At 70.4% G+C, this 21,129-nt stretch carries 19 protein-coding genes and 1 pseudogene; 9 read left to right on the plus strand and 11 right to left on the minus strand.

Annotated features, from left to right (window positions below; translation table 11 throughout):
• Positions 1–17 precede the first annotated feature (17 nt).
• Genes ACIBVP_RS15090 through ACIBVP_RS15100 form a run of 3 tightly spaced genes read right to left on the minus strand, consistent with a single transcriptional unit; the run spans position 18 to position 3,073 of the window.
• Entirely contained in the window at positions 18–836 is an 819-nt protein-coding gene (locus tag ACIBVP_RS15090) for a carbohydrate ABC transporter permease (RefSeq protein ID WP_396106695.1), read from the minus strand.
• On the minus strand, positions 833–1,762 hold the full coding sequence (locus ACIBVP_RS15095) for a carbohydrate ABC transporter permease (RefSeq protein WP_396106696.1): 930 nt from the start codon (positions 1,760–1,762) through the stop codon (positions 833–835). The genes ACIBVP_RS15090 and ACIBVP_RS15095 overlap by 4 nt, the downstream gene beginning before the upstream one ends.
• Positions 1,763–3,073 carry an ABC transporter substrate-binding protein gene (locus tag ACIBVP_RS15100; protein ID WP_396106697.1) on the minus strand — a complete coding sequence of 437 codons (1,311 nt, stop codon included), beginning with the start codon at positions 3,071–3,073 and terminating at the stop codon, positions 1,763–1,765.
• A gap of 216 nt (positions 3,074–3,289) precedes the next feature.
• On the opposite strand from ACIBVP_RS15100, the gene ACIBVP_RS15105 reads away from it, so the two are divergent.
• Genes ACIBVP_RS15105 through ACIBVP_RS15115 form a run of 3 tightly spaced genes read left to right on the plus strand, consistent with a single transcriptional unit; the run spans position 3,290 to position 7,412 of the window.
• Entirely contained in the window at positions 3,290–5,494 is a 2,205-nt protein-coding gene (locus tag ACIBVP_RS15105) for a glycoside hydrolase family 3 N-terminal domain-containing protein (RefSeq protein WP_396106698.1), read from the plus strand.
• Positions 5,494–6,558, plus strand: a complete 1,065-nt coding sequence (locus ACIBVP_RS15110; RefSeq protein WP_396106699.1) for a Gfo/Idh/MocA family protein — start codon at positions 5,494–5,496, stop codon at positions 6,556–6,558. Before ACIBVP_RS15105 ends, ACIBVP_RS15110 begins: the two co-directional genes overlap by 1 nt.
• Positions 6,549–7,412, plus strand: coding sequence for a PmoA family protein (locus ACIBVP_RS15115; protein WP_396106700.1), 864 nt, complete (start codon positions 6,549–6,551; stop codon positions 7,410–7,412). Before ACIBVP_RS15110 ends, ACIBVP_RS15115 begins: the two co-directional genes overlap by 10 nt.
• A 320-nt stretch (positions 7,413–7,732) precedes the next feature.
• Here ACIBVP_RS15115 and pcaC read toward each other — a convergent pair whose 3' ends face one another.
• The 3 genes and pseudogenes from pcaC to ACIBVP_RS15130 form a co-directional block, all read right to left on the minus strand.
• Entirely contained in the window at positions 7,733–8,104 is a 372-nt protein-coding gene (gene pcaC / locus ACIBVP_RS15120) for a 4-carboxymuconolactone decarboxylase (protein WP_396106930.1), read from the minus strand.
• A gap of 6 nt (positions 8,105–8,110) precedes the next feature.
• Positions 8,111–8,902: pseudogene (gene pcaD, locus ACIBVP_RS15125) on the minus strand (3-oxoadipate enol-lactonase); the annotation flags it as partial.
• Positions 8,845–9,618 (minus strand): PIG-L family deacetylase, encoded by a 774-nt coding sequence (locus ACIBVP_RS15130; RefSeq protein ID WP_396106701.1) that lies wholly within the window; start codon positions 9,616–9,618, stop codon positions 8,845–8,847. The gene ACIBVP_RS15130 and the pseudogene pcaD, both read right to left, overlap by 58 nt.
• A gap of 64 nt (positions 9,619–9,682) precedes the next feature.
• On the opposite strand from ACIBVP_RS15130, the gene ACIBVP_RS15135 reads away from it, so the two are divergent.
• The gene (locus ACIBVP_RS15135; RefSeq protein WP_396106702.1) at positions 9,683–10,912 is read left to right on the plus strand and encodes a DUF4241 domain-containing protein; all 1,230 of its coding nucleotides are present in this window, start codon (positions 9,683–9,685) and stop codon (positions 10,910–10,912) included.
• Positions 10,913–10,947: 35 nt separating this feature from the next.
• Here ACIBVP_RS15135 and ACIBVP_RS15140 read toward each other — a convergent pair whose 3' ends face one another.
• From ACIBVP_RS15140 to ACIBVP_RS15155, 4 genes are all read right to left on the minus strand, one after another.
• Complete coding sequence (locus ACIBVP_RS15140) at positions 10,948–11,307, minus strand: hypothetical protein (protein WP_396106703.1); 360 nt, start codon at positions 11,305–11,307, stop codon at positions 10,948–10,950.
• Between the two features lie 210 nt (positions 11,308–11,517).
• Positions 11,518–12,756 carry an MFS transporter gene (locus ACIBVP_RS15145; RefSeq protein ID WP_396106704.1) on the minus strand — a complete coding sequence of 413 codons (1,239 nt, stop codon included), beginning with the start codon at positions 12,754–12,756 and terminating at the stop codon, positions 11,518–11,520.
• 147 nt (positions 12,757–12,903) lie between these two features.
• Entirely contained in the window at positions 12,904–14,550 is a 1,647-nt protein-coding gene (locus ACIBVP_RS15150) for an ABC transporter permease (RefSeq protein WP_396106705.1), read from the minus strand.
• On the minus strand, positions 14,547–15,449 hold the full coding sequence (locus ACIBVP_RS15155; RefSeq protein WP_396106706.1) for an ATP-binding cassette domain-containing protein: 903 nt from the start codon (positions 15,447–15,449) through the stop codon (positions 14,547–14,549). The genes ACIBVP_RS15150 and ACIBVP_RS15155 overlap by 4 nt, the downstream gene beginning before the upstream one ends.
• Positions 15,450–15,534: 85 nt before the next feature.
• Between ACIBVP_RS15155 and ACIBVP_RS15160 the strand changes: the two genes are divergently transcribed.
• A complete protein-coding gene (locus ACIBVP_RS15160) occupies positions 15,535–16,029 on the plus strand; it encodes a GbsR/MarR family transcriptional regulator (protein WP_396106707.1) in 495 nt (164 codons plus the stop codon).
• 10 nt (positions 16,030–16,039) lie between these two features.
• Positions 16,040–17,698, plus strand: coding sequence for a DUF885 domain-containing protein (locus ACIBVP_RS15165; protein WP_396106708.1), 1,659 nt, complete (start codon positions 16,040–16,042; stop codon positions 17,696–17,698).
• A gap of 7 nt (positions 17,699–17,705) precedes the next feature.
• Here the strand turns inward: ACIBVP_RS15165 and ACIBVP_RS15170 are convergent, their stop codons facing one another.
• Positions 17,706–18,731 carry a hypothetical protein gene (locus ACIBVP_RS15170; protein WP_396106709.1) on the minus strand — a complete coding sequence of 342 codons (1,026 nt, stop codon included), beginning with the start codon at positions 18,729–18,731 and terminating at the stop codon, positions 17,706–17,708.
• 221 nt (positions 18,732–18,952) lie between these two features.
• Here ACIBVP_RS15170 and ACIBVP_RS15175 point away from each other — a divergent pair, with 221 nt between their 5' ends.
• From ACIBVP_RS15175 to ACIBVP_RS15185, 3 genes are all read left to right on the plus strand, one after another.
• Positions 18,953–20,164 carry a Cys-Gln thioester bond-forming surface protein gene (locus tag ACIBVP_RS15175; protein WP_396106710.1) on the plus strand — a complete coding sequence of 404 codons (1,212 nt, stop codon included), beginning with the start codon at positions 18,953–18,955 and terminating at the stop codon, positions 20,162–20,164.
• A 103-nt stretch (positions 20,165–20,267) separates the two neighbouring features.
• Positions 20,268–20,456 (plus strand): antitoxin, encoded by a 189-nt coding sequence (locus tag ACIBVP_RS15180; protein ID WP_396106711.1) that lies wholly within the window; start codon positions 20,268–20,270, stop codon positions 20,454–20,456.
• A 35-nt stretch (positions 20,457–20,491) separates the two neighbouring features.
• Positions 20,492–21,046, plus strand: a complete 555-nt coding sequence (locus ACIBVP_RS15185; RefSeq protein WP_396106712.1) for a putative glycolipid-binding domain-containing protein — start codon at positions 20,492–20,494, stop codon at positions 21,044–21,046.
• The last annotated feature ends 83 nt before the right edge of the window (positions 21,047–21,129 follow it).

Here is a 21,129-nt window from a genome sequence, read left to right on the forward strand (position 1 = left end):
CCGAAACTTTCGGAATACTACTTGCTGCCCATCCCGGCGAGGCCCGCTATCAGCCACCGGCGTGCCACCAGGTACAGGACGAACACCGGCAGAGCGGTCAACATGACCGCCATCATCATGCCCGGGACATTGATCTGGAACTCCTGCTTGTAGTTGGTCAGGCTGAGCGTGAGCACCCGCATCGACGGGTCCTGCGTCAGCACCAGCGGGAACAGGAACTGGTTCCACGCGCCCAGCGCGGTGTACGTCCCCACCGCCGCGATCGCGCCCTTCGACATCGGGATGACCAGCTGCCACAGGATCCGGAACGGGCCCGCGCCGTCGACCGTCATCGCGTCGTACAGCTCGTTGGACACGTCCCGGAGCGCACCGACGAGCACCAGGATCACCAGCGGCAGACCGAAGGCGACCGTCGGCAGGATGATCGCGGTCAGCGAGTCGTACAGCTGCATCCGGTTGATGATCAGGTACAGCGGGATGATCGTGGCCTGCGCCGGGATCGCGAGGCCGGCCAGGAACACCCGGAACATCGCACCGGAGAACCAGCTCATCGACCGGACGATCGCGTACGCCGCCGGGACGGCGACCACGAGCGTCAATGCCACCGAAGCAGCGGTGACGATCACCGTGTTCAGCAGGTAGCGCAGGAAGCCGCTGTCGAACACCTCCGCCACGTTGGCGAACGTGATCGAACCGGGCAGCGCGAGCGGGCCGCGGTCGAGGAAGCTGTCCCTGGTCTGCAGGCTCCAGGACACCATCGCGTACACGGGCACCCCGACGAGCACGAGCCACACCGTGGCCATCAGGCCCGCGAGGTAGTTCGGCCTGGTCTTCACAGTCCCTCCAAGGTGGACCGCATCTTCGCGAAGCCGGAGAACCGCACGATGAGCAGCGAGATCGTCGTCGCCACGATCACCAGCACGGACGCGATCGCGGACGCGTAACCGAACTCGTAGGACCGGAAGGACCGGAAGTACATCTCCAGCGGCAGCGTGCGCGTCGACGTGCCGGGGCCGCCGTTGGTCAGCAGGAAGATGGTCTCGAAGTACGTCAGCGAGCCCACGATCATGATCGTCGACGACGTGATGACCGTGTTCCGCAGCTGCGGCAGCGTGACGTACCAGAACGAGTACCAGCGGCCCGCACCGTCCACTGTGGCCGCGTCGTACAGCACCTTCGGGATGTTCCTGGCCGCCGCCTGGTACAGCAGGGTGTGGAACGGGATGAACTGCCAGCCCACCACGATCACGATCGCGGTGATCGCGCCGGACGTGGTGCCGAGGATGTTGCGGAACGGCTCCAGTCCGCGGCCGATCCCGACGTACGGGTCGAACATCCGGTTGAACAGCAACGCGATCGCGGCCGTCGACAGCAGCAGCGGCAGGAAGAACAGCGCCGAGAGCACAGCCCGGTTGCGCTGCGGCCCGGCCGCCCACACGCCGAGCAGGATCGACAGCGGCGTCTGCGTGACCCAGAAGAGCCCGGTCAGGAGCAGCGTCGTCGACGTGACGTCCCAGATCGCGTCGTTCTCGAACAGGCGCACCCAGTTGTCCACGCCGACGAAGCCGGGCGTGCCGATGCCGCTCCAGTCCGTCAGCGACAGGTACAGCACCAGCACCAGCGGAAACGCCGCGAACAGGCCGAAGAACACCGCGGCGGGCAGGAGGTACCAGGAGCCGGGGCGGTTCACACGCCGTGTGCGCCGCCGCGCGGGCGCCGGCGCGGACCGCACCGGCGCCCGCGACTCCGTCATGACCGCCATCTACGCCGCGTCCTCGTTCGCCTTGACGAAACCGGCCGCGTCCAGCTCACCGAGGAACACCTTCGACAGCGCGTCGAGCATCGGCTGCGCCTGCGCGCGTTCGATGGCCTGGTCCCAGGACAGCTGGAACGTGGGCGCCTGCGTGACCATGTCGTAGACGACCTTGGCGAACGCCGGGTCGGCCGCCTTGTCCATCCTGTCCTCGAGGCCGGTCACCGCGGGCACGTCGCCCATCTCGAGCCACTGGTCGATGTAGGCGTCCGACGCCATCTCCTGCTTCAGGAACTCCATCGCCGCGTCGACGCTCTTGGAGTCCTTGCTGACCGAGAAGTAGTTGGTCGGGTTGCCGACGATCGCCTTCGGGTCCCCGACCCCGCCCTCGACGGTCGGGAACGTGGTGAAGCCCTGGTCGTTCTTCGCGTACTCCGGCTGGTCGTTGACCTGGTTCGTGTACTCCCACGACCCCATCAGGTGCATGGCCGCCTTGCCCTGCGCGATCAGGGTCGACGCGCCCGCGCCGTCCCAGCGCACCGACGCGAAGCTGTCGCCGAAGCCGCCGCGGTCGACCAGGTCGCGGATCATGTCGATGGACCTCGCGATGGCCGGGTCGCGCCACGCGTTCTGCTCGCCGGCCGCGACCTTCTGGAACACCTCGTACCCGCCGATGCGGTCGACGAGGTACTCCGGCCACACCAATTCGGTCCACGGGTCGCCGCCCGCCAGCGCGAACGGGATGATGCCGTTCGCCTTGGCGCGGTCGACGATCCGGATCATCTCGGTCCACGTCGTCGGCGGCTGCACACCGAGGTCGGCGAAGACCGCCTTGTTGTAGAACAGGATGATCGGCTGCATGCCGCGGGCGGGCACGCCGTAGTACTTGCCGTCGATCGTGCCCGCCTCGAGGACCGACGGCAGGAAGCTGTCCTTCCAGGCCTTGTCCTCCTCGAAGTACGGGGTGAGGTCGACCAGGAGGTCGTCTCGGGCGTAGGTGCGGATGCTGCCGCCGCCCCAGTTGTAGAACACGTCGGGCTTGTTGCCGCTGCCCATGGAGACGTGCAGCTTGTCGGTGTAGCCGTCGTTGGGGGACGCGACGATGCGCGCCTTGACCTCGGAGTTCTTGTTGAACCGGTCGACGGCTCCCTCGTGCGCGACGTTCTGGCTCTCCTCCTGGAGAACCCACACCTGGAAGGTGCCGCCGTCGCCGCCGGAGGTGGAGTCCGTGCCGCACGCGCTGGTGCCGAGAACGCTCGCGCCGACGCCCGCGCCGAGCAGACCGAGGAAGGATCGTCTGGGTAGCCGATGGGGAACCATGGGCGCGCCTTTCAGAAGTGGCCCGCGCGCCGAGGCGGACAGCAGCTCGCCCCAGCGCGATCAACCTGCCGTAAGTTTCGGAGTTCATCCGGTAGTTGGCCGGAGATTACGGCGCGAGTCTCGGCCAGGTCAATACCTTGCTACCGGTACACGTCGCGGATAGCTTGGGGTTCGGTCGGTCTTCGCCGACCGAAACTTTCGGGATTGGAGTGCGCGATGCGCGACGAGCCGTGGCGGGATCCGGCGCGCTCAGTCGACGAGCGGGTCGCTGACCTGGTCGGCCGGATGACGCTGCGCGAGAAGCTGGGCCAGCTGTACGGGGTGTGGCTGGGACAGTCCACGACGGACGACGAGGTCGCGCCGTTCCAGCACGAGCTGGTGGACGACGACCTCGACTGGCCGGAGCTGATCAAGAACGGCCTGGGGCAGCTGACCAGGCCGTTCGGCAGTGCGCCGGTCGAGCCGGCCGAGGGGGCGGAACGGCTCGTACGACTGCAGCACGAGGTCATGGCGGCGGGCCGGTTCGGCATCCCGGCCGTCGTCCACGAGGAGTGCCTGTCGGGTTTCATGACCCACGGCGCCACGATCTACCCGACCGCGCTCGCGTGGGGTGCCGCATGGCACCCGGACCTGGTCGAACAGATGGCCGCGGCGGTCGGCTCGCGCATGCGGGAAGTCGGTGTGCACCAAGGGCTCGCACCCGTGCTCGACGTGACGCGGGACGTGCGCTGGGGCCGCACCGAGGAGACCATCGGCGAGGACCCGCACCTGGTCACCGCCATCGGCACCGCGTACGTGCGGGGCATGCGGTCGGCGGGGATCATGCCGACGCTCAAGCACTTCGTCGGCTACTCGGCCTCGCGCGGCGCCCGCAACTTCGGGCCGGTCGCGGCCGGTCCGCGCGAGGTCGCGGACGTGCTGCTGCCGCCGTTCCTCGCCGCGCTGAAGGAAGGCGCGGAGTCGGTCATGCACTCCTACGCCGACGTCGACGGCGTGCCGCCCGCCGCCGACCACGCACTGCTCACCGGGTTGCTGCGCGAGCGGTGGGGGTTCGAGGGGACGGTCGTCTCGGACTACTTCGCCGTCACGTTCATCGAGAAGCAGCACGGCCTCGCGGCCGACGCGAGTGGCGCGGCGGCCTTGGCGCTCACCGCCGGGGTGGACGTCGAACTGCCGCAGGTGCGGTGTTTCGGCACGCCGTTGCTGGACGCGGTGCTCGCGGGCGTCGTGCCGGAGTCCGTCGTGGACACCGCGGTCACCCGGGTGCTGCGGCAGAAGTGCGTGCTCGGCATGCTCGACCCGGGCTGGCAGCCGACCACGTCGTCCACAGTGGACCTCGATCCGCCACGGGACCGGGCGCTCGCGCGGAAGGTGGCCGAGGAGTCGGTGGTCCTGCTGTCGAACGACGGCGTGCTGCCGCTGCGGGACGGTGTGCAGGTCGCGCTCGTCGGCGCACAGGCCGACACCGACGCGGCCATGCTCGGCTGCTACACGTTCCCGCGCCACATCCCGTCCGCGCCGGACGGCGTCGCCATCCCGACGCTGCGGTCGGTGCTGCGGCACGACGTGTACGCCGCGGACGGTGCGTCGGCGGTCGACGCGGCCCGGGGCGCGGACGTGTGCGTGGTGGCGCTCGGCGACGAGTCCGGCTTGTTCGGCCGTGGCACGTCCGGCGAGGGCACCGACGCCACCGACCTGCGGATACCGGGCCACGAGCTCCTGGACGCCGTGCTGGAGACGGGCACGCCGGTCGTGCTGGTGCTGCTGACCGGACGGCCGTACGCGCTGCGCCAGTACGCCGACCGGTGCGCCGCGATCGTGCAGGCGTTCTTTCCCGGGGAGGAGGGCGGGCCCGCGGTCGCGAACGTGCTGACCGGGCTGGTCACGCCGTCGGGCAGGCTGCCGGTGAGCGTGCCCGCCGACCCGTACGCGTCGCCGTCGGTGTACCTCGGACCGCCGCTGGCCAGGGTGAACGGCAGCAGCTCGGTGGATCCGACGCCTGCCTTCCCGTTCGGGCACGGGCTGTCGTACACGAGTTTCGAGTGGACGGACGTGACGAGCGACGGCCTCTCCGTGGGCGTGACGGTGACCAACACGGGTGACCGGGACGGCGCGGACGTCGTACAGCTGTACGTGCACGACCCGGTCGCGCAGGTCGCCCGGCCCGTGCAGAAGCTCGTCGGGTTCGCGAAGGTGTGGCTGGCGCCGGGCGAGTCGCGGCGGGTCCGGTTCGACGTGCCGCCCGAGGCGACCGCGTTCACCGGGCTCGCGGGGAAGCGGATCGTGGAGCCGGGTGACGTCGAGCTGTGGCTGGGTGCGTCGAGCGCGGACGTGCGGCACATCCTGCCCGCGCGCGTCGAGGGTCCGGAGCGTGAGATTTCTCCCGGCGAGGAGCGTGACACGCGCGTTACGGTGAGTTGATGGAGCTGTCCTGCGCGATCGTGGGCACCGGTGTGATCGCCGGGTTCCACGCGGAAGCACTGGCCGGGCGGGCGCGCATCGTCGCCGCCACCGACATCGACGCCGCCGCGCTCGCCACGTACGCGTCGAAGTGGTCGGTGCCCGCGGTCTACCCGACCCTGGACGAGCTGCTCGACACCGAGAAGCCGGACCTCGCCACGCTGTGCACACCGCCGGGACTGCACGCGCCGCAAGCGATCGCGTGCCTGTCGCGCGGGGTGTCGGTGCTGTGCGAGAAGCCGCCGGTGCTGAGCCTCGCCGAGCTGGACGCGATCGAGGCCGCGACCGGTGACGCGTTCTTCGCGACCGTGTTCCAGCACCGGTTCGGCAGCGGTGCCGCACGGCTGCGCGCGCTCGTCGGCGACCCGCGGCTCGGCCGTCCCACCACGGCCGTGTGCCACACGCTGTGGTTCCGCCCGGACGAGTACTTCGCCGTGCCGTGGCGCGGGAAGTGGGCGATCGAGGGCGGCGGGCCCACGATGGGGCACGGGATCCACCAGTTCGACCTGTTGTTGTCGGTGCTGGGCGAGTGGACCGAGGTCGTGGCGGTCGCGGCCCGGCAGGCGAAACCGACGGCGACCGAGGACCTGTCCGCGGCGATCGTGACGTTCGAGAACGGCACGATCGCGACGGTCGTCAACAGCGTGGTGTCGCCCCGCGAGCAGAGCTACCTGCGGTTCGACTTCGAACACGCGTCGATCGAGCTGGACCACGTGTACGGCTACGCGGACCACAACTGGCGGGTGACGGCCGCACCAGGACACGAGTCGGCGGTGACGGCGGCCTGGTCGGCGGGCCCGACCGGGGTGGCGAGCGGGCACAAGGCGCAGTTCGGGGCGGTGGTGGACGCGCTGTCGGCCGGTGTCGCGCCGCCCGTGACCCTGCCGGAGACGCGCCGGACGGTCGAGCTGATCGCGGCGATCTACGCGTCGGCGTTCACCGGCGCCCGCGTTCGTCGCGGCGAGCTGACCCCGGGCTCGCCGTTCTACCACCGCATGGACGGGACGGGCGCGCCGTGGAACTGACCGACGACGGCGCCGCGCTGACCGCGGTGCACGACGGGGTGTCGCTGTGCCGGTACGTCTACCGGCCGCCGGAGCCCGCGGTGGAGTCGCCGAGGCCGTACTTCCACCCGGTCCGCACCCTGACCGGTGACCTCGTGTCGATCTACCGGCCGCACGACCACGTGTGGCACAAGGGCATCTCGTGGTCGCTGCCGCACGTCGGGTCGCAGAACTTCTGGGGCGGGCCGACCTTCGTGCGCGACAGGGGGTACGTGCAGCTGGACAACAACGGCACGCAGGTGCATCGTGCGTTGTCCGTCGCGGGTGACGTCGTGAGCCAGGAACTGGACTGGGTCACCGCCGAGGGGGCGTTGTGGTTCCGCGAGGAGCGTCGCCTGCGTCTGTCGCTTGTGGACGGTGGGTGGGCGCTGGTGTTCACGACGGCGATGACGAACGTGTCCGGTGCGGAGATTCGCTTCGGCAGCCCGACGACGGCCGGTCGACCCGACGCAGGGTACGGCGGGTTGATGTGGCGTGGGCCGCGGTCGTTCACCGATGGTGAGGTGCTGTTGCCGACCGGTGCCGGTGGCGACGAGTTGATGGGCAGCCGTGCGCCGTGGCTCGCGTACCGGGGACGTCATGACGGGCACGGGCGGACGTCGACGCTGGCGTTCGTGGACGCGCCCGCGAATCCGGGGCATCCGGTGATGTGGTTCGTGCGGGCTACGCCTTTCGCGTGCGTGTGCCCGGCGCCGTTCTTCGCGGCGGAGGTGGCGGTTCCCGCTGGTGAGACGTTGCGGTTGGCGTACGCCGTGGTGGTGGCGGATGGTGCTCCGCAACCGGAGAATCTCGTGTCTCAGGTGGACTTCGGGTAGTTGTCCACAGGTGGGTGGGTTATCCACAGTTTCCCGTCGCGCCCGGGTTTTGTCGGTGGGTCCCGGTAGGCTGGCATGGCGGGTGGCCCCCGGGATCGGGTGGGGGTTGAGGTTACGTACTGGGGGCTTGTTTTCGCTGGTCAGCGGGGGTTTGGGTTGCCTCTGTGTGGGTGGGTGTCGTCGCCGGATCGGGATCCGGTCGCCGACGCCCGCTGCACGGCATCGGCGGATGCACGGCTGACCAGGGCCGTGCTTGTCGCAGGTCGGGAACAACCAGCTTGCCCGTCTGGCCGGTCAGCGCGCCCGGCAGATGCTCGCCGTCAGTCCTCTTCCAGGGTTTGTTGCGCGATGGTGAACGCCGCGTTCGCGGCCGGGGCGCCGGTGTACACGGCCGTGTGCAACAGGATCTCCGCGATCTCTGCCTCCGTCAGGCCGTGGCGGCGGGCCGCGCGGACGTGCATCGGCAGTTCCTCGTGTGCGCGCAGCGCGGTCAGCGTCGCCAGTGTCACCGCACTGCGCGTGCGGCGGTCGAGGCCCGGGCGTGACCACACCGAACCCCACGCGCCCTCGGTGATGTACTCCTGGAACGGCCTGGTGAACTCGGTCGTCGCGGCCTCCGCGCGGTCCACGTGCTCGTCGCCCAGTACCTCGCGGCGTGTTGCCGTGCCGAGGGCCCGGCGGTCCGGGCGCAGGTGGTCGATGATCAGGCCCGTGAACGTCGTCGGCTGTTCGACGTTTCCCAGGTGTGCCGCGTCCGGCACGATCGTGAACCTCGCGCCGGGGATCGCCTCGGCGATGCGGCGGCCGTGGTCCGGTGGGGTGGCCGGGTCGTCGGCGGTCGCGATCACCAGTGTCGGCGCGGTGACCGTCGGCAGAGTGTCCACAATGGACATCTGTTCGATGGCGGTGCAGCAGGACGCGTAGCCCTCGCCGGGGTGGCTCGCCACCATGTCGCGCAGCCACTGGGCCCGTTCCGGGTGAGCCTCCCGGAACGTCGGGGTCACCCACCGTTCGACGGCCGCCCCCGCCAGTGGGGCCATGCCTTCCGTCCGGGCGACCCGCGCGCGTTCCTGCCACATCGACGCGGGGCCCAGCGACGCCGACGTGCAGCACAGGACCAGCCGCTCCAGGCGGTCCGGCGCGTTCTCGGCCAGCCACATGCCGACCATCCCGCCCAGCGACAGGCCCACCAGCGACACCCGGCGCAGGCCCAGGTGGTCCAGCAGTTCAAGCAGGTCCTCGGCCAGTTCCCGCAGCGTGTAGGGGCCGGTGGGCGCCGGGGAGCGGCCGTGGCCGCGGTGGTCGTACCTGATCACCTGGAAACCGGCCGCCACCAACGGTTCCACCTGCGGGTCCCACATGCGCAGATCGCTGCCCAGCGACCCCGACAGCACCACCGGGGTGCCGTCGCCCACGACCTCGTGGTGGACGGTCACGCCAACAGGTCCGTCTCGGTGATGCCGGGGCCCTGACCGGCGCGGATGAACCACTCGGTGCCGAACGCGTACCGGAACGCCTCGTCCGGCAGCGCCAGGAAGAACGAGTCCTCGCTGATCTGGCTCGCGTGCGCGCGCATGGCCTTGCGCTTGTGCTCGGCGTACGCGGTGACGTCGACCGCGCACGTGATCTCCGACTCCGGGGTGCCGAAGTCCGGGCTCATCTCGGGCACCTCGATGCCGGCGCGCTCGGCGTACTCGCGCCGGCCCGCGAGCGCGCGGTCGCGGTTGATCGTGGCCTGGTAGACCTTCGGCGTGCCGGCCAGTTCGGCGGCACGCATGCCGACGCGGTGCACCTGGATGTGGTCGGGGTGGCCGTAGCCGCCGTGGTCGTCGTACACGGTCAGCACGTCCGCGTGCTCCTCGCGCAGGATCGCGGCGAGCTTCGCGGCCGCCTCCTCGACGTCCGCGGTCCAGAACGTGCCGGGGGCGTCATTGGTGGGCTCGCCCATCATCCCCGAGTCGGTGTACCCGAGGAACTCGACGCGGTCGACGCCGAGGACGTCGGCCGCCGCGTGGGTCTCGGCGACGCGCCGCTGCCACAGCTCCTCGGTGTCGTCGAGGAAGCCGTCGGGCACTTCGCCCAGTTCACCGCGGGTGGCGACGACGAGGACGACCCGGTGGCCCGCCTCATGTGCCTTGCGCATCACGCCGCCGCAGGAGATGCACTCGTCGTCGGGGTGGGCGTGGAAAGAAACCAACGTGGCCATGACCTCGAAACTACGCGAGGTGGGTGCCGCGCGGCTTGTGCCGGGGTGGTGTCACTATCCCTGCGTGACCAACCACTTCATTGCCGCCGAGGCCGTCTACTGCGAGGGCTGGGACCCCGAGTCGGGAACGGTCGTGCGGCCACTTCCGGAGTCCGTGGCGCGTGAGCGGGACGCGGCGGGCGAGCAGTACGCCGTGGTGTTGCTGGCCGAGGAGACGCCGCTGGCGCTCGTCGAGGTGTGCTGGCAGGCGCATCACGCGGCGGCCTGGCTGTTCGACGACCACGGCAGGCGCGACCGGTTGGTCGAGCTGCGCCGGTTCCCCACCGCGGACGGGGTGGGCCAGCTCGTGCTGCGGCTCGTCGAGCAGTGGCTGTACCCCACGCCGGACCAGCCCGAGTTCGACGCGGACGCGCCGCGGCTGTCGAGCGAGTACAGCCTGGACGGCGACCGGCACGACTGGAACTGGTCAGACAGTGACGACGCTGACGACGACGCTGACGACGAGGACGTCGAGCTGCTGGAGATCGCGAAGACGTCCCGGCCGATGCCGCGCTTCGGTGACTGGACGACGCTCGCGTACCTGGACGAGCTGCTGGACGCGCCGGTCCGGCTGACGGTCCGCGCGGTCGACGACGCGGGCCCTGACCTCGACGAGCTGCCGTGGCAGCCGCCGGCGCCGATGCGGCCGCTGGGCCTGGACGAGGCGTTCGCGGCAGGCGCCCGGTTCGAGCTGGACGACGACGGCCGCGAGGTGACGGTCGAGGTGGGCGAGGGCGGCAGGCTCTGGCTGACGAGCGGCACCCTGGTCGCGGGCGACCCGGACCCGTGGCTGTTCGAGCAGGAGCCGTACGTCGACGGGGTGGAGCCGGGGGAGTACCCGCTGTTGCTGTCGGTCGTGCGGTTCGCCGACGACGCCGAGCACACCCGGGTGGCGGCGGCGAAGCTGGTGATCAGCGACGCCCCGACGGTCCGCTGGGAGCCCGCGCTGCGCGACGGCGAGGACGTGCGGATGCTCGGCGACGACAGCTACTTCTCGATCAGTGTCGACGGCGGCTTCGTCGCGCTGGTGGACGCCGAGGTGGCGGAGTCGTACGAGGACGTCATCGAGGACGTGGAGCTGGCCGGGCCGGTCACGGACGTGCCGGAGCCGGAGTCGGGCGCGAACCTGCTGGCGGTCGAGACCGGCTGGGGCGACGGCGGGTACCCGGTGTGGGTGGGCCGCGCGGAGTCCGGCGAGGTGACGGCCTTCGTGTTCGACTTCCTCATCCTCCGCCACGCGACACCACTGGCGTGACGCACGGACTGGGCGGCAGCGGGCCTGCCGCCCGGTCACGGTGGAGTCTGTCTCCGGACGAGCCCAGCCAGCTCGGTCGCGACGTCGATGCCGAGGGCGGCGAGCTTGTTCTCGGCCTGTTCCCGCACGTCCGGCGGGAAGAGCGGTTCGTACCAGGGCAGAAGGACCCACATCTCGACGCTCATGTCGAGACGGCCCAGCTCCTTGAGCCGCCAGAGGCCGTAGGACGGCACCGGGTCCAGCGCCAGCCTGCGGGCGGCCTCGACCGGGCCATGGTCGCCCAGCATCCGGCGGAAGTAAGTCGCGTCGTAGCCCAGGTCCGACAGTTGTGCGACGCCGCGCCGCATGTCCGCGCCGAACCGGGCGGCCAGGGGCGCGTTGCTCGTGTCAGCCATGTCGAGTGAGTCGCCGCGATCCGGTCGGGTGTGACCGGCGTTGGCCTCCGGCCCCCGGTTACCAGCCTCCCATGCGGCACCGACAGTTCCCGGGGTGCGAGGGCGGGTTGTCCACAGCGGATCCGGTTGTCCACAGGCGACAGCGCCGAGGCCCGGGACTGTCGGTGGTCGCCCGTACGCTGGTGACCGGGGGCCGGAGGCCGCCCCGGGTCACGCCTTCGGCGCGGTCTCCGCCACCGGCTCGGGTTCCTCCGTCTTCCTGGGCAGCGTCTCCGGCGCCGGGAACCACGCGAACGTGGCCAGCGCGCACAGCGACCCCGTCACCGCGAACGCCGCCGTGTACGACATCCCGTCCGCCAGCAGACCCGCCACGATGGGCCCCAGGACGGCGCCGATGTCGGCCGTCATCTGGAACGTCGCCAGCACCGGCCCGCCGCGGCCGCGCGAGCCGATCACGTCCGCGACCGTCGCCTGCAACGGCGGCGCCAGCAGGCCCGCGCCGAGCCCGGCGACCACTGTCGCGATCAGGAACGTCGGGACGTCCGACGTGAAGCCGACCCACACCGTCCCGCCCGCGGAGACGACCAGGCCCAGCAACACGGTCGGCTTGCGGCCCCACGAGTCGGCCATCCGGCCGGACACCAGCAGCATCAGCACGTTGCCCACCGCGAACACCGCCAGCGCCGTGCCCGCGAACGCGCCGTCCCGCCGCAGCACCTCCTCGACGAACAGCGGCACCAGCGACACCCGGACGCCGAACACCGCCCACCCGTTCGCGAACGACGAACCGAGCGCCGCCACGTAGGAACGGTGCCGCAGCGCCTCCCGCACGGTGAACGGCGACGACTCCGCCGTCACCCGTGCGGCGAGCGTCGAGTTGCGGAGGAACCACCACACGATGAGGACCGCGAGCAGCAACAACAGTGCGTACACGACAAAAGGGGCACGCAGCGAGATCGTCAGCAGCCCACCGCCGAGCAGCGGGCCGGCCACGTTGCCCATCAGGAACCCGGTGCCCCACAGCCCGGACGCCCGCCCGCGCAACGGCGCCGGGGTCAGCCTGATCAGCAGTGCGATGGCCGACACCGTGAACATGGTCGACCCGATGCCGCCGACGGAGCGGAACAGCAGCAACTGCCAGTAGCTCGCGGCGAACGCACACGCGCCGGTCGACACCGCCACGATCGTGATGCCCGTCAGGTACACGCGACGTTCACCGAGCGCGGACACCAGCCGGCCACTCGCCGGGGCGAACACCAACCGGGCGACGGCGAACGCGCTCACCACGATCGACGCTGCCGTCACGCTCACGTCGAAGCTGCGTGCGAACGTCGGCAGTGCGGGCGCCACCAGCCCGAACCCGGCGGCGATGACGAAGTTGGCCGCGACGAGCACCCAGACCTCGCTGGGCAGCCGTTCCTTGCGCGCGGTAACCGCGATCACCCCCATGCGTCTCGTCGTGACCCGATTCGGTCAACCGTGCAGGTCCGCGCTTCATTCCTGAACACGCTCGCATGTCACGGTCGGAGATCGCTCGGATGGTCGCGCCGACCCACCGTGTGAGAAGGGCCCGGAGAAACCCCGGGCCCCTCGTTGTCAGCCGACGTCCCTGCGGCGGAAGCCGGCCAGGCCGATCGCGATCAACGCGGCGGCGACCAGCGTGAGCCACACGATCGGGGTCGCGGTGAACTCCGCGCCGGGCAGCTTCGGCGTGTGCGTGAACGGCGAGACGTTCATCGCCCACTGCGGCAGCTCGAAGATCGGTCCCAGCTGGCCCAGCAACAGGAACACCACCAGCGCGCCCCAGCCCGCCATCACGAGCCCCGGCGCGAGGCCGAACACCAGCACGGTGATGCCGGTCAGCACCCACACCGACGGCAGCTGCACCAGCGCCGCCACCAGCACCCGGCCGATCTCGCCCATGTCGCCGCTCGCCGCGCCGTGCGCGAAGCCGCCGGACAGGCCGACCGTGAACAGCAGCAGCGTGGTCCCCGCCAGCGCGACGACGAGGTGGCTCGCCACCCACCGCAGCCGCGGTACCCGCGTCGCGAGGATCGGCTCGGCCCGCAGCGCGGTCTCCTCCACCCGCAGCCGCATGGCCGAGGAGATCCCGAACGCGGACACGATCACCGCGAGGATGCCCATCTCCGCGGACAGGAACGCGTCGACCAGCCCGCGCTCACCGCCCAGCTTCATGATCATGTCCCGGGCCTGCGGCGTGTCGACGAACTCGCCGACCTGCGACGCGATGCTGCCCAGCACCATGCCGCCGACGACCATGCCGACCAGCCAGCCCACGACGCTGCCGCGCTGCAGCCGCACCGCGAGTGCCAGCGGGCTGGACAGCGACCGGGCAGCCCTGGGCCTGCCGGGACGCTGCGCGAGCAGGCCCGCACCGTGGTCACGGCGCGCGACCAGCGCGTACGCGGCGGCCGCCACCAGCACGGCGAACGCGAGCAGGTACACGAGCACCCACCAGCGGTCACCCGCGAACGGCCGCACCTGCTGTGCCCAGCCGATCGGCGACACCCACGACAGCCACGTCGACGTGTCGGTGCCCGTCGCGTCGCCCGCTGCCCGCAGCAGGTACGCCGCGGCGAGCACGGCGGCCGCGATGCTCCTCGCGGTCCGCGCACCCTCGGTGACCTGCGCGGCGAGCGCCGCCACCGCGGCGAACGCGATCCCGGCACCCGCCCACGACAGGCCGAACGCGAGCGCGCCGTCGGCGGGCAGACCGGTGCCGATGAGGCCGAGCCCGGTCAGCAGCGCCATCACGAGCGAGATGCCGACGGACAGCAGCAGTGCCGCGGTCAGCGCCGCGTACCGGCCGACCACCGTCGCGCCCAGCAGCTCGGAGCGGCCCGCCTCCTCCTCGGCGCGGGTGTGCCGCACCACCGTGAAGATCGCCAGCAGCCCGGCCAGCGCCGCGCCCATGGCGCCGAGCTTGATCAACGACACGGCGCCGAGCGACGTCGGGTCGAACACCCGGCCGTACAGCGCGAGCATGGCGGGCGTGTCGTTGACCGCGTTCGCGGCCCGCACCCGCGACTCGAGCGTCGTGTAGAGGTCCTGCGACGCCGACGACGAGCTGGCCGCCATGATCACGAACAGCAGGATCCAGACGGACGCGATGACCCGGTCCCGGCGCAGCGCGAGCCGCAGCAGCTGCCCCGTGCCCGCGAACCCGTCCCGCTGCCCGGTGGGCGCCGAGATGACGGGACGTTCGGCCACCGTCGCGGTCATTTCGCCACCCCGGCCACGTCGCCCTCGTAGTGGCGGAGGAACAGCTCCTCCAGCGTGGGCGGCTGGCTGGTCAGGCTGCGCACACCGACCTGGGTGAGCCGCTTGAGCACGCCGTCCAGCTCCTTGGTGTCCACGTCGAACCTCACGTGCGTGCCGTCGACCTTGAGGTCGTGCACGCCCGGGTGGTCCGCGATGCCGTTCGGGGCCGCGGCCAGCTCGGCGGAGATCGACGTGCGGGTCAGGTGCCGCAGCTCGGCGAGCGTGCCGGTCTCGACCGTGCGGCCCAGCCGGATGATGCTCACCCGTTCGCACAGCGACTCGACCTCGGCGAGGATGTGACTCGACAGCAGCACCGTCCGGCCGCGCTCCCGCTCCTCGGTGATGCAGTCCTGGAACACGGCCTCCATCAGCGGGTCGAGGCCGGAGGTCGGCTCGTCGAGGATCAGCAGCTCCACGTTGGACGCGAGCGCCGCCACCAGGGCGACCTTCTGCCGGTTGCCCTTCGAGTAGGTGCGGCCCTTCTTCGTCGGGTCCAGGTCGAAGCGTTCGAGGAGGTCCGCCCTGCGTGTCTCGGCGAGGCCGCCGCGCAGCCGGCCGAGCAGGTCGATGACCTCACCACCGGACAGGTTCGGCCACAGCGACACGTCGCCGGGCACGTAGGCCAGCCTGCGGTGCAGCGATGTGGCGTCCGTCCACGGGTTCCCGCCGAGCAGGCGGGTCTCGCCCGCGTCGGCGCGGAGCAGGCCGAGCAGCACCCGGATGGTGGTGGACTTGCCCGCCCCGTTGGGGCCGAGGAAGCCGTGCACCTCCCCGGTGCGCACCGTCAGATCGAGTCCGTCGAGCGCACGTGTCTGGCCGAAGGTCTTGACCAGGCCGGACACGGAAATTGCGGTTGTCATGCCCCTGAACGTAGTGTGGTTTCACAAAGTTGTGAAGTTAAGAAAACGTATAAACCTGATCGGGATCACACGTCCGGAGCGGAAGATGCAGAACGTGAGCAGCACCCCAGAAGACCAGCCCAGTGACGTCGACCGGTTCGTCGAGCGGTTCGCCATGTTGTTGTCCGAAGCGGGGCTGGGGCGCATGCCGTCGCGCGTGTTCGGCGCGCTCATCGTGACCGACGAGGGCAGGCTCACCGCCGGTGAGCTGGCCGAGCGCCTCAAGGTCAGCCCGGCCGCCATCTCGGGCGCCGTCCGCTACCTCGTGCAGGTGGGGCTGATCGTGCGCCGCCGCGATCCCGGTGAGCGCCGCGACCACTACGAGGTCACCGACGACATGTGGTACGAGGCGTACGCCAACCGGGACACGCAGCTGAAGGCGTGGTCGGAGGTCATGTCCGAGGGGGTGGCCGCGGTCGGCACCGACACCAAGGCGGGCTGGCGGCTCGAGACCAGCAGGCGCTTCTTCGACTTCCTCCGTGAGCAGATCCCCGAGATGATGCGGAAATGGCGCGAGTACCAGCAGGACCCGCCCAGGTAGCGTGACGGCCGTGACGAACACCGTGCCGCAGCTTGCCGACGAACTCCTCGAACTCGTCTTCCGCGCCGACCCGCTCTACGCGACGATGCTCGGCGTCCCCGGTTACGGCCGTGACCTGGCCGACCGGACCGTGGCGGCCCAGGAGGAACTGCGGCGCCGCGTCCAGGACATCGCCGCCAGGACGACCGCCGTCGACCCGGCCGGGCTGTCCGCGGACGAGGCCGTGACCAGGGCGATGGTCATTCACCACGCGGGCCAGATGGTCGACGAGATCGACAGCCGCCAGATCGAGTTCGCCATCAGCGACCTGTTCGTCTCGCCCGCCGCCGAGCTGATCATGACGCTGCCGATGGTGCCGCTCGCGACGGCGGAGGCCCGCGACGACTACCTGGCCCGGCTCCGGGCGGTCCCGGCCTACCTCGAGACGGTCGTCCAGCGGCACCGCGACGGCGTGGAGACCGGCCGCGTGCCGGTCGAGCGGCTGGTCCGCAACACCGTCGCGCACCTCGACCGCTACCTCGCCGCCCCCGAGACCGACCCGCTCGCCCGCCAGGAGGCGCCCGCCGAGTTCGCCGCCGCGCGGGAGGAGGTCCTGGCCACCGTCGTGCGCCCGGCGTTCGCCGCGTACCGGCAGGCCATGGCCGACGAGTTCGTGCCGCACGGCAGGCCCGACGACAAGGTGGGCGTCTGCTGGCTGCCCGGCGGCGACGAGCTGTACCGCACACTCGCCCGCGTCCACACCACCACCGACCGCACGCCCGACGACCTGCACCAGACCGGCCTCGACATCACCTCCCGGCTCACCGAGGAGTACGCGGAGATCGGCGCGCGGGTGTTCGGCACCAGCGACCGCGCGGAGATCTTCTCGCGCATGACCAGCGACCCGGCCAGGCGCTGGCGGGACGCGGAGGAGCTGCTCGCCTCCGCGCGCGAAGCCGTGGCCAGGGCGGAAGCCGCCGCGCCCGACTGGTTCGGCCGGCTCGCGTCGCAGCAGTGCAAGATCGAGCCGGTGCCCGCCGCCGACGCGCCCGGCTCGCCCGCCGCGTACTACGTGTGGCCGTCCATGGACGGGCAGCGGCCGGGCATCTACTTCGCCAACACCTACAAGGCGGAGGAGCGCGACCGGTTCGTGTCCGAGGTGACCGCGTTCCACGAGGCCGTGCCGGGGCACCACTTCCAGATCCAGCTCGCGCAGGAACTGACGCACCTGCCGATGTTCCGCCGCGTGGTCAACCCGAACGCGTACGCCGAGGGCTGGGGCCTCTACACCGAGCGGCTGGCCGACGAGATGGGCCTGTACTCGTCCGACACCTACCGGCTCGGCATGCTCGCCATGGACTCCATGCGCGCCGGGCGGCTCGTCGTCGACACCGGCATGCACGCCCTGGGCTGGAGCCGTCAGCAGGCCGTCGACTACCTGCGGGACAACACGCCGATGTCGGGCCTGGAGATCGAAGCCGAGATCGACCGGTACATCGCGTACCCGGGGCAGGCGCTGTCGTACATGGTCGGGCGGCTGGAGATCCAGCGGCTGCGCGCGTACGCCGAGGAGGCCCTGGGCGACCGGTTCGACATCCGCGCGTTCCACGACGTGGTGCTCGGCAATGGCTCGCTGCCGCTGGCCGTGCTCGCCGACGTGGTGACCACGTGGGTGGCGGCAACGCCCTGAAAGACGCTCAGCCGGCGCTGACGGTCTTCAGGATCTCCTGCGTCACCGACGCCTCCAGCGGCGTGGGATCGGAGGGGCCGCCCTCGAGGTCGTTCACCACGACCAGCATGGCGACGCCGTCGGGCTGTCCTTCCGACTCCAGCAGAACACCGATCAGCGCCACCTCACCGGAACTCGCCTGGCAGTCGGGCTTGGTGACGTTCGGCGTGACCTTCGCCGTCAGCATCATCGCGGTCCGGCCCTCGACCGCGGCCTCCGTCGGTTTCGGCAGGTCGACCTTCGCGTCCGTGCCGTAGTAGGTCGACGCGAACGACTTGGCGAAGTCGGTGATCGTGGCCGCGAGGTCGAGGTCCTGGCCGTCCTTGCCCTGCACGTCACCGCTCGCCGCGAACGTGCGGACGTAGCTCGAGCCGTCGCACTCGTAGATGCCGTAGTCGGCGTTGCCGGTGAAGTCGACGTCCAGGCCGCTCTGGCGCGACCGCGCCGACTCCTTCCACTCCGGCGGCACCTGGTAGCTCAGCCCGGAGTCGGCGGTGTTGTCGATGCTGATCCAGTCGTCGTGCGTGGTGCCACCACCGGACGTGGGCGCGGGATCCTCCGACGAGGATCCCGGCGTCGACGGGTCGGACCCCGGCGTGGACGGGGCGGTGGTCTCCGGCTGGGGCTCGGCGGTCTGGGTGTCCTTGCGGTTCACCAGCACGATGGCCACGACCGCGCCGATGATGATCACGATCGCGATCAGGCTGAGGATCATCGGCAACCGGGACCGCTTCGGTGGCGGTGGCGGCGGATAGCCCTGCGCGGGAAACCCACCTGACGGCGGATAACCCTGGGCCGGGAACCCGCCGGTCTGGTAGCCCGGCTGCGGGTACTGCGAGTACGGGTCGGCCGCGGCGTACGGATCGCTGTACGGGTCCGAGCCGTACTGGTTCGCGTAGGGGTCGGTGCCGTATTTGTTTGTGCCCGGATCGGGCCCGAAGGGCTGGGGGTTCCAGCCGCCCTGACCACCGTCGTTCCCCTGCCATCCGGTCACAGCCTGGACGATAGCCGGATACCGTTGTGCGCGGGCGGATTCCCCCGCGAAACGTTCCGCTTTCGCGTCTCACCAAGCGATGGCCGCCGGCCCGGCTATATACCCCCGGTAGTCGGTGAATTACAACCCTGAGTAGAGTGCCGGATCGCCTGATCGACTCTCCTGCCACCGGAATGGGTGGCAGGGCTGAGCCAAGTGTCGTTCGGACGAGAAGGAGTGTCATGGCCAGTCGGTTGAAGCTCGCCCGTGCCGGTGCCGCGGTGGTGGGCGCCTCTGTCGCGTTGATGATGTCCAGCGCCCTTCCCGCGGGCGCGGACCCGGCCAAGGGTGACGTCGACACCAACAACTACGTCGACGGATACGACGTCAACGTCGGCAAGGGAGGACGTGCCGACCTCGACACGAGCCTGATCGGTTTCCGGCTCACCGACGGCACGAAGCTCCGGATGTACTGCGTCGAGATCGACACCAGCATCGACGCCGAGCACTCGATGGTCGAGCAGCCGTGGGACAAGTACCCGAACCCGGACTCGCCGTTCAACAAGAACCGCGACAAGATCAACTGGGTGCTGCACAACGGTTATCCGGTCGTCGGCGCCGACGAGCTGACCGAGATCCTCACCGAGCAGGGCAAGACCCTGAACGACGGGATCGACGAGAAGGAGGCCATCACCGCGACGCAGGCCGCGGTGTGGCACTACAGCGACGACACGAAGCTCAACCGGTCGAACCCGCTGCCGGACGGGCCGGGCGGGGCGAAGGACGACGTCGTCGTGCTGTACGACTACCTGACCGGCGACGCCAACATCGGCAAGGGCGACCAGCCGACCCCGGCCCTCGCGATCGCCCCGGCCGAGAAGTCCGGCGAGGCGGGCACCCGGATCGGCCCGTTCACCGTCAACACGACCGGTGAGATCGACGAGCTGACCGCCAACCTGCCCGAGGGTGTCAAGATCACCGACGTCGACGGCGTCGAGCTGACCGCCGACAAGATCAAGAACAACGCCCAGCTGTACCTCGACGTGCCCGAGGGCACCGAGGCGGGCGAGGCCTCGTTCGAGCTGACCGCCAACGCCAGCGTCGACACCGGCCGCCTGTTCGTCGGCGAGAAGTACAGCGAGAAGAACAAGACGCAGTCGCTGATCGTCGCGACCGCCGAGAAGAGCGAGCTGTCGGCTAAGGCCAAGGGCACGTGGACCGCGGCGACCACGCCGCCGAGCAGCACCACCGAGGCCCCGCCGACGACGACCACCGAGACCGTGCCGACGACCGAGACGACCACGTCGGAGGCCCCGGCCCCGCAGCCGAAGAACACCAGCGGTGACCTGGCCGAGACCGGTGCGTCGGTGTTCACGCCGATCCTGATCGGTGTCGTGCTCCTCGGTGCCGGTGTCGGCGCCCTGCTGTTCCTGCGTCACCGCAAGCGCGCCTGACGCGCACGACGTAGGGTCCGTTGACGGTGGCCGCTCCAGTTTTGCGGAGCGGCCACCATCGGCCGTAGTAGGTTGGACCGAGTGCGTGGAAGGAGGGGTTGTCGTGGGCATTGACTTCGACGCCCTGAAGAACAAGGCGGCGGACCTCGTCGAGCAGCACGGCGACAAGATCGAGTCCGGCGTGGAGAAGGCCGGCGAGTTCGCCAAGAACAAGTTCGGCCATGACGAGCAGGTGGACCAGGTCGTGGACAAGATCCAGGACGCCATCCCGGACAAGCCAAACCAGCAGTGACGACGACGCCGCCCGGCTCGCGCAAGCCGATCATCGTGACATGGCAGGGGACGAACCGGACCAGCCTCGAGTCGGTCCGACTGTTCGTGTCCGACGGCAGGCTGCGTGCGTCCGGGCGGCTCATCGTCGCCAGCGAGACCCCCTACAGCGCCTCCTTCGAGTTCACCGCCGCCCGCAAGGGTGATGTCGGCCGCGGGCTACTGCGCACCACGGCCGCCGATACCGAACGTTCCGTCTCGGTGGGCCGCACCGAGGACGGCATCTGGCTGATCGACGACGGCAACGGCGCGACCGCGCGCAACGAGTTCGAGGGCGCTGTCGATGTCGACGTCGCCGGGTCGGTCACCTTCACCGCGCTGCCTATTCGGCGCCTTGGCCTGCATCGGCGCGCCGGTGAGGTCGAACTTCCGGTTCTGTACGTGTCGATGCCGGACCTGGCGGTCAAGCTGGTCCGCCAGACGTACCGGACGGTGGAGATCACCGACGACGGCGCGGTCATCAACTACACCGACGCCCATCGCAGCGCCGACATCGTCGTCGACAAGGACGGCCTTCCCGTCACGTATCCCGACGTGGCTCAACGCCTCTGAGTTGTCCACAGGTAGGTCGGTTATCCACAGCTGACCGCTTGCGCCCTGGTTCTGTCGGTGGGTACCGGTAGACTGGCATGGCG

The sequence above is a fragment of the Actinophytocola sp. NPDC049390 genome (genome assembly GCF_044466355.1).
Lineage (GTDB): Bacteria > Actinomycetota > Actinomycetes > Mycobacteriales > Pseudonocardiaceae > Actinophytocola.

Coding starts and splice junctions, on each gene's coding strand:
- ACIBVP_RS15160 (WP_396106707.1), top strand. CDS start 15,535: ATGCAGAACGTGAGCAGCACCCCAGAAGACCAGCCCAGTGACGTCGAC.
- ACIBVP_RS15150 (WP_396106705.1), bottom strand. CDS start 14,550: ATGACCGCGACGGTGGCCGAACGTCCCGTCATCTCGGCGCCCACCGGG.
- ACIBVP_RS15105 (WP_396106698.1), top strand. CDS start 3,290: ATGCGCGACGAGCCGTGGCGGGATCCGGCGCGCTCAGTCGACGAGCGG.
- ACIBVP_RS15145 (WP_396106704.1), bottom strand. CDS start 12,756: ATGGGGGTGATCGCGGTTACCGCGCGCAAGGAACGGCTGCCCAGCGAG.
- ACIBVP_RS15100 (WP_396106697.1), bottom strand. CDS start 3,073: ATGGTTCCCCATCGGCTACCCAGACGATCCTTCCTCGGTCTGCTCGGC.
- ACIBVP_RS15110 (WP_396106699.1), top strand. CDS start 5,494: ATGGAGCTGTCCTGCGCGATCGTGGGCACCGGTGTGATCGCCGGGTTC.
- ACIBVP_RS15095 (WP_396106696.1), bottom strand. CDS start 1,762: ATGGCGGTCATGACGGAGTCGCGGGCGCCGGTGCGGTCCGCGCCGGCG.
- ACIBVP_RS15175 (WP_396106710.1), top strand. CDS start 18,953: ATGGCCAGTCGGTTGAAGCTCGCCCGTGCCGGTGCCGCGGTGGTGGGC.
- ACIBVP_RS15130 (WP_396106701.1), bottom strand. CDS start 9,618: ATGGCCACGTTGGTTTCTTTCCACGCCCACCCCGACGACGAGTGCATC.
- ACIBVP_RS15140 (WP_396106703.1), bottom strand. CDS start 11,307: ATGGCTGACACGAGCAACGCGCCCCTGGCCGCCCGGTTCGGCGCGGAC.
- ACIBVP_RS15155 (WP_396106706.1), bottom strand. CDS start 15,449: ATGACAACCGCAATTTCCGTGTCCGGCCTGGTCAAGACCTTCGGCCAG.